Source organism: Liquorilactobacillus satsumensis DSM 16230 = JCM 12392, assembly GCF_001435195.1.
In the GTDB taxonomy this organism is placed as follows: domain Bacteria; phylum Bacillota; class Bacilli; order Lactobacillales; family Lactobacillaceae; genus Liquorilactobacillus; species Liquorilactobacillus satsumensis.
The window spans coordinates 1-7,016 of the sequence record NZ_AZFQ01000043.1 but is presented as its reverse complement, the minus strand read 5'-3'; the positions used below and the strand labels follow the sequence as shown (position 1 = coordinate 7,016).

Below are 7,016 nucleotides of genomic sequence, written 5' to 3'. Positions count from 1 at the left end.
CGGAGAATTTTGACTTATGGAACACGTTTATCCGGAATAAAAAAGGGGCTGTGACAGAAGTTAACTTTTGTCACAGCCCCCTTTCTAATAATTGCAGCTAAATGTATGTCATAAGTCAAAACCGCTCGTATTTCTTCAGCGCTTTAATCAGCAACAACACTTGCTCGCAGGTTCAAACTTTCTTCGTGATTAATGTACTGCTGCAAGTTGATCGCAGACTGGTGGGTTACATAACCCTGTTCAACCAGATACTGCAAAGCCAGTCTTTGCGCTGCAATTGATTTGAACCGCAACTTTCTGACCTGTTCTTGGTATTCTTGTTTTCCTAGTGAATCTAGACTCTTTTGTTTTTCAATTACACTGCGATACGTAATAATTAGATGGTAAAGTACTTCCCGGTTTAATTCTTTTTCATTGACTTCAGGATTTTTCAAATAAGCTGACAAAGAACTAATTGCAGCTTTGGCAAGCATTCTTTCTGCGTATCGAAATTCCGTTCCGTAATTTTCATCCCTTTTGATCCCCACCCAAAGGGAGAAAATTCGCCAGAAACGTCTAACAGACTCACTAACTGTGGGGAAAGGCCACTCTTGACGCAGCTTAGCTTTATGTTTAGCATTCCGTAATTGATTTTGTAAAGAACGATTGAACTTGAAATAGACTTTCTCACGAATCTGATTAGTATTATGCAAGCGTTCTAGCTCTGCCAGTTGCCCCTTCAAGGCGACTCTTTGCAATTTAATCTGATCAGCTGTCGCCGCATCACTTGCACTTTGTCCTTGTTCAACAGCTTCGAGCCGTTTAATCATGAATTGATATTCTAAAATTAGATGATAGACGGCTAATTGATTAGCTTGTCTACGCTGTTCTTCCAGACTACGAACAGCACTTTTTAAAATATACAATTTGGCACGTGTATTACTGATCTGCGCCATTTCAGGGGCATCACCGGCTTCATCATCGTCTTCATTAAACGGCTCCAACACCCCACGTGTTTTTAATTCAGTTGGGTCATGCACAATAAATGGCAACACAACGACAGCCACAACCATACTAAGAATAATAACACCCGCAGCAACAAATAATACAAGCGATCTCTCAGGAAATGGATCCCCTGTCGCAGTTTCCGTTGGAATAGTTAAAACTGCGGCCATCGTAATTGCACCTCTGACACCAGAGATTCCAGATAAAAAAGCAATTTTTAATCTTTTTTTAGCAGATATCCGCTGGTAATCACGCGTAAATAACTGATAACAATATGTCCAAACTACCCGAATCAAGAGGAGAATTCCCCACATCACAAAGACGAACAAAATTGCACTTAATGTATCAACATTCTCACTCTCAATAGTTCCACGCATCGCCACAGGCAATTCGACTCCTAGGATAGTGAACATGATCCCATTTAGTAAATAAATTAGAAGATCCCAAGTTCTTTCGCTAACTAAATTAATTTCAGGTTGAATACGGATAAATGAATATCTTTTTGAAGCAAAAATAACGCCCGCCACAACAACCGCAATAACACCTGATGCATGAAAAGTTTCTTCAGTCACGATGTAAATGATAAAGGGAACACAAAGTTGCAAGACAGTGTTGAAAACTACATCGTTAAAACCTTTAGTAATCAACCATTCAATCATGAAAATGACTAGACTAATTAACACGAATCCTAAAACAAGACCAAACATTCCAAAATAAAGCAGGTCGCCCACAGCAGTTGTTAAGGAAAAATATCCTGTGATTGCAACAGCCAACGCATATTTAAAACCAATTAGTCCACTTGCGTCGTTAATTAAACTTTCACCACTTACTAAGTGCAGAATTTTCGGGGGTAATTTAACCTGTTTTGAAATTGAATGCACTGCGACAGGATCAGTTGGGGCCAAAATTGCAGCCAGTGAAACCCCTACCGCAAGTGGCATGTTTGGGATCACTAAATGAATCAAATAGCCTCCAAGCAACATAGTGATAAAAACCAGAATAATTGCATTATTAAAGATTGCACCCTTTAACTTCCATAACTCCTCTTTGGGAAATTTACGGCCGTCATTATAAAGTAAAGGCGCAATAAACAATAATAAAAACCAGCTGGAATCTAAGTCAATTTTCAACTTAAATAACAGTGCACAACAGGTCCCTAGAAAGATCTGAATAAGGCTTACTGGAATAAATTTAAAATAATGATTGATCAAATTAGATAGTAAAACAAGTAAGACTAAGCCAATAACAGTCTCAATAATTGTCATCCAGCAGACACCTCCATGATTAATTATTACAAAAAAAGCTAAAAAAAAAAAGAACTTCGCTTAATCTCAAACCAAGTTCTTTGCCTAAATTACTTTTTTTCACCAATTATACGTACTTCTGTTTCCAACTCGACATCAAACAGGCGTTTAATGACCGCTTGCACATGTTTAATCACTGCCAAGTAATCACTAGCTGTTGCATTTCCACGATTAACAATAAAGCCCGCATGTTTCAAGGAAATTTGCGCACCGCCAACCTGATAACCTTGTAATCCTGCATCATGAATAAGTTTTCCCGTATAATGTCCCACAGGTCGTTTGAAAACACTTCCACAAGAAGGATACTCGAGCGGTTGTTTCGAAGCACGCAAAAAATTGAATTCATCCATTTTAGCACGAATTACTTTTTTTGACCCTGGTTCTAATTTAAAACGTGCCGCCAAAACGATCTCACCGCTTTGCTGAATACGACTGTGGCGATAACCAAAGTCCATCGCCTCATTAGAATATGTCTTAAATTCACCAGTACGTGTTAGAACGTCAACCGACTCTACACACTCGCAAACTTCCCCTCCATACGCGCCCGCATTCATGAAAATCGCACCGCCAACGCTTCCGGGGATTCCAGCTGCAAACTCAAGCCCAGCTAATCCAGCTTGATATGCGGATTCAGTCGTGTCAATCATTGCAGCCCCTGCGGCAGCTGTGAGCTCATTAGCTTCAACTTTAAGTGTTTTCATCTTATTTAAAATCAGAACTAATCCGCGAATGCCGCCATCTCTTACAATCAAATTACTTGCATTTCCAATCACTGTCAGTGGCAGCCCGATTTTATTGGCGGTTAAGACCATTGCTTTTATCTCAGCATAACTTCTCGGAAATGCGACTAGCTCAGCCGGTCCCCCAGTTTTGGTATTAGTATATTTCGCTAACGGTTCATTCACTAATACTTGGCTTTCAGAGAAAAATTCCGCAAAAGTTTCTTGTGCTTGTAACATCATATTCATCCTCGCATTCACTCATTCTGACTTAATTCTAACACTTTCAGCAGTCTTTGTTGGTAGTTTTTTTTAAAGACACCTGTTAAAATGAGTTACAGATAATTCATTAGGAACAAAGACATAAATTTTCGGTTAAGCAGACCCGCCACCCGTTAGTTTATTAACCAATTTACGCTATAGTTAGATATTAAAAAGGAGAATCAATTATGAACTTTGTTTCAATTGACTTTGAAACTGCAAATGCAAAAAGAAATAGCGCCTGTTCACTTGCATTAACAGTTGTTCGCAATGACCAGATTGTTGATGATCTATACTCATTAATCAATCCCCAAGCCCCTTTTCATTGGCGAAACACGCAAATCCATGGCTTAAGAACGCAAGATGTCGCTGAGGCCCCAACTTTTTCTGAACTGTGGCCCCATATCCTTCCCTTTTTTTCACCTGACAAATTAGTAGTTGCGCATAATGCACGTTTTGATTGCAGTGTTTTAAAACACAGTCTTGCACTTTATAACATCCCACAACCAAATTTTTTAGTACTTGATACCCTAGCAACTAGTCGCTCCTACTTCAAGGGCCTTCAAAATTACAAATTAAATACAATTTGCCAAAATCTTAATATCAAGCTTGAACACCATCATAATGCTTTGGATGATAGTCGGGCTTGTGCCGATATCCTTTTATATCAGCTTTCACATTTTGGTAATAATAATTTGAACTCCTTTATCAAATCGTTTTAACTTTGGAAACCTAAACAGCGACTATTGCAGTATGTCAATGTAACAATAACAAATCAAAAGGACCTAGAGCGAAACATTTACTTTACTCTAGGTCCTTATTTTTATACAAATTCGTATTTCAATAGCTAGGTATCTTCTTTTGTTCACGCCCTTTGCACAGTCAACAAAGCTTGTCATAGTCTCGCTGGCAAATTATTTTGTAGCTACTGAATTTAACGTCTAACGGCATTGAACTCTTTTTAAGATTTAGGATTGTTTAAATGTGCCAACTGACCCTGAAATTCTTCACCATATTTTTCGATATCTGTTAATTTAGGCGCAACTGTATAATCAGCAAACTCACCATGTTCTCCCTGGTCAAGTCCCACCAGTTCTTCTTTTTCATCAACCCGAATTTTAACAAACAGTTTCATGGCGACCACAATGATACATACAACGACCGTTACAAACACGATTGTAAAAAGTGTTCCAACTAACTGGACAAGCAATTGATGCCACCCACCGCCATAGAACAAACCATTTTGTGTTAAAGAAGAGTTTGCAGCTTTAGTTGCAAAAGCCCCAGTTAAGATAGAACCAACTATTCCTGAAACCCCATGGCATCCAAATGCATCGAGTGGATCATCATATTTCAATTTAGCCTTAATGTAAGTTATGAAACAGAAACTAACGAGGGTACTGCAAGCTCCAATCCAGAAAGCCCCTGCAGCGGTCACAAAACCTGCTGCTGGAGTAATTCCAACCAGTCCGCAAATTGTTCCGGTACAAACCCCTTCTAAAGTTGGCTTACCCACAATCAGCATGTCTAAAACCATCCAGATAACTAAAGCCGCAGCAGTTGCAACAGTTGTTGTCAGAAATGCTTGAACCGCGACTTCGTTCATTCCAAGAGCTGAACCGGCATTAAACCCATACCAACCGATCCACAGAATTGTTGTCCCCAACAATACCCAGGGCATATTGTAATGTTCTCTTTTTTTGTTAAAATCAATTCTTTTCCCAAGAAAAACTGAAAGTACAAGTGCAGTGATTCCTGCATTAATATGAACAACTGTCCCTCCAGCAAAATCCAAGACTCCATATGAAGCCAGCATCCCTTTGGCACTCCAGACAATATGTACCATTGGGTAATAAACAAGAATTGACCAAAAAACGATGAACAACAGTAAAAAGTTAAAGCGCATTCTCCCAACAATTGCACCCACAAATAATGCAGGAGTGATAATTGCAAACATCATTTGAAAAATAAGATAGGTTCCTACATTGATTCCAAGTTCCTTAGATTGAAGTGCAGCTAAATCAACACCGCTCAAAAAGAAATGCTTGACTTGCCCTATTATTCCGCCGATATCTCCATTAAAAGACAACTCATAACCAACTGCGGCGTACAAGACAACCGCTATTCCACAAATAAAAAAAACTGAAAGCATTGTATTGACAACATTTTTCTTTGAAACTAAGCCACCATAGAAAAAAGCCAACCCAGGTGTCATAAAGAAAACTAAAACGCTTGAAATAATCAAAAAAGTTGAATTTGCAGCGTTCATAAGATCCCTCCCTATTTAATGTCACAAATTGTAACATTCAAACTCTATACTTGTCTATAGTTTCCTTTACTTTAATTTAAGATCTTAATTATCAACGGAAAAATAGGACTAAAAGTAATAATATCTAACATAACATTTGTATTTACTTTAATTTGTTACTTTTTCTAGCGTATATAAACAAAAAAGAGAGTGTGACATAAGTGAAGTGCCTTACAAAACTTGGCTGCATAATTCAAAGTTAGACGAAGAATTTTGACTTATGGAACACGTTTATCCGTAATATAAACAAAAAAGGACAGAAGCTAATTGCTTCTGTCCTTCTCCTTATTACTTATAATACCGGTGATCGGGGTCGAACCGATACGCCCTCAACGGGCACTGGATTTTGAGTCCAGCGCGTCTGCCAATTCCGCCACACCGGCATAACAAACATTACTGATAAATTTTACTACAGTTAGCGCCTAAAAGCAACTAAAGGCGGTAACCGGATTTGAACCGGTGATGAAGGTTTTGCAGACCTCTGCCTTACCACTTGGCTATACCGCCAGTTAAAAGAACAAATCCCTAACTGGGTTAGCTGGATTCGAACCAGCGCATGAGGGAGTCAAAGTCCCTTGCCTTACCGCTTGGCTATAACCCAATTACAAAGGCGATAGGTGGGAATCGAACCCACGCGTGCCGGAGCCACAATCCGGTGCGTTAACCACTTCGCCACTATCGCCATAAATGGCAGGGGTAGTAGGACTTGAACCCACACTGACGGTTTTGGAGACCGTAGTTCTACCGTTAAACTATACCCCTATAATAAAAATGGAAGGGAGTGGATTCGAACCACCGAACCCGAAGGAGCGGATTTACAGTCCGCCGCGTTTAGCCAGACTTCGCTACCCTTCCATGGTGGCGCGGGACAGAATCGAACTGCCGACACATGGAGCTTCAATCCATTGCTCTACCGACTGAGCTACCGAGCCATCATAAATATTAAAATATAAAACGGTCCTAGACGGATTTGAACCGACGATCTCCTGCGTGACAGGCAGGCGTGTTAGACCCCTACACCATAGGACCGTGATACTATGGAGGATACAGGGCTCGAACCTGTGACCCTCTGCTTGTAAGGCAGACGCTCTCCCAACTGAGCTAATCCTCCAATATATGACCCGTACGGGATTTGAACCCATGTTACCGCCGTGAAAGGGCGGTGTCTTAACCACTTGACCAACGGGTCATCTTGCTACGGAGAGTAAGGGATTCGAACCCTTGAAACAGGTCATTACCCGTTTACATGATTTCCAATCATGCTCCTTCGGCCAACTCGGACAACTCTCCAGCAATGATGCAAAACTCCGGCAGGCGGGCTCGAACCGTCGACAACCTGATTAACAGTCAGGTGCTCTACCAACTGAGCTATGCCGGAATTAGATGCACGGCAACGACCTACCCTCGCAGGGGGCGATCCCCCAACTACTCTTGGCGCTA

4 protein-coding genes and 12 tRNA genes are annotated in these 7,016 nt (G+C 40.4%); 1 reads left to right on the top strand and 15 read right to left on the bottom strand.

From position 1 onward, the window contains the following. Nucleotides 1-143: 143 nt before the first annotated feature. Nucleotides 144-2,249, bottom strand: a complete 2,106-nt coding sequence (locus tag FD50_RS06790; RefSeq protein ID WP_056960907.1) for a cation:proton antiporter — start codon at nucleotides 2,247-2,249, stop codon at nucleotides 144-146. 89 nt (nucleotides 2,250-2,338) lie between these two features. Next, on the bottom strand, nucleotides 2,339-3,247 hold the full coding sequence (gene murB, locus FD50_RS06785; protein WP_056960906.1) for a UDP-N-acetylmuramate dehydrogenase: 909 nt from the start codon (nucleotides 3,245-3,247) through the stop codon (nucleotides 2,339-2,341). Nucleotides 3,248-3,456: 209 nt separating this feature from the next. On the opposite strand from murB, the gene FD50_RS06780 reads away from it, so the two are divergent. Next, nucleotides 3,457-3,990 carry a 3'-5' exonuclease gene (locus FD50_RS06780; RefSeq protein ID WP_056960905.1) on the top strand — a complete coding sequence of 178 codons (534 nt, stop codon included), beginning with the start codon at nucleotides 3,457-3,459 and terminating at the stop codon, nucleotides 3,988-3,990. A gap of 239 nt (nucleotides 3,991-4,229) precedes the next feature. On the opposite strand, the gene FD50_RS06775 is transcribed toward FD50_RS06780, so the two are convergent. The 13 genes from FD50_RS06775 to FD50_RS06715 all read right to left on the bottom strand — a co-directional run bounded on the left by FD50_RS06775 (nucleotide 4,230) and on the right by FD50_RS06715 (nucleotide 6,954). Continuing rightward, nucleotides 4,230-5,537 carry an ammonium transporter gene (locus tag FD50_RS06775; RefSeq protein ID WP_056960904.1) on the bottom strand — a complete coding sequence of 436 codons (1,308 nt, stop codon included), beginning with the start codon at nucleotides 5,535-5,537 and terminating at the stop codon, nucleotides 4,230-4,232. Between the two features lie 337 nt (nucleotides 5,538-5,874). Then, a tRNA-Leu gene (locus FD50_RS06770) sits at nucleotides 5,875-5,959 on the bottom strand. A gap of 53 nt (nucleotides 5,960-6,012) precedes the next feature. After that, nucleotides 6,013-6,083, bottom strand: a tRNA-Cys gene (locus FD50_RS06765). Between the two features lie 22 nt (nucleotides 6,084-6,105). After that, nucleotides 6,106-6,177: transfer RNA gene (locus tag FD50_RS06760), tRNA-Gln, on the bottom strand. 8 nt (nucleotides 6,178-6,185) lie between these two features. Beyond that, nucleotides 6,186-6,258, bottom strand: a tRNA-His gene (locus tag FD50_RS06755). Between the two features lie 6 nt (nucleotides 6,259-6,264). Then, nucleotides 6,265-6,338, bottom strand: a tRNA-Trp gene (locus FD50_RS06750). 10 nt (nucleotides 6,339-6,348) lie between these two features. Further along, a tRNA-Tyr gene (locus FD50_RS06745) sits at nucleotides 6,349-6,431 on the bottom strand. 1 nt (nucleotide 6,432) lies between these two features. Then, a tRNA-Phe gene (locus tag FD50_RS06740) sits at nucleotides 6,433-6,508 on the bottom strand. Nucleotides 6,509-6,531: 23 nt separating this feature from the next. Next, nucleotides 6,532-6,605 (bottom strand) — tRNA-Asp (locus FD50_RS06735). A 9-nt stretch (nucleotides 6,606-6,614) separates the two neighbouring features. Beyond that, nucleotides 6,615-6,687 (bottom strand) — tRNA-Val (locus FD50_RS06730). Nucleotides 6,688-6,693: 6 nt separating this feature from the next. Continuing rightward, nucleotides 6,694-6,765 (bottom strand) — tRNA-Glu (locus tag FD50_RS06725). Nucleotides 6,766-6,774: 9 nt separating this feature from the next. Then, a tRNA-Ser gene (locus FD50_RS06720) sits at nucleotides 6,775-6,866 on the bottom strand. A 15-nt stretch (nucleotides 6,867-6,881) separates the two neighbouring features. Then, nucleotides 6,882-6,954: transfer RNA gene (locus FD50_RS06715), tRNA-Asn, on the bottom strand. Between the last annotated feature and the right edge of the window lie 62 nt (nucleotides 6,955-7,016).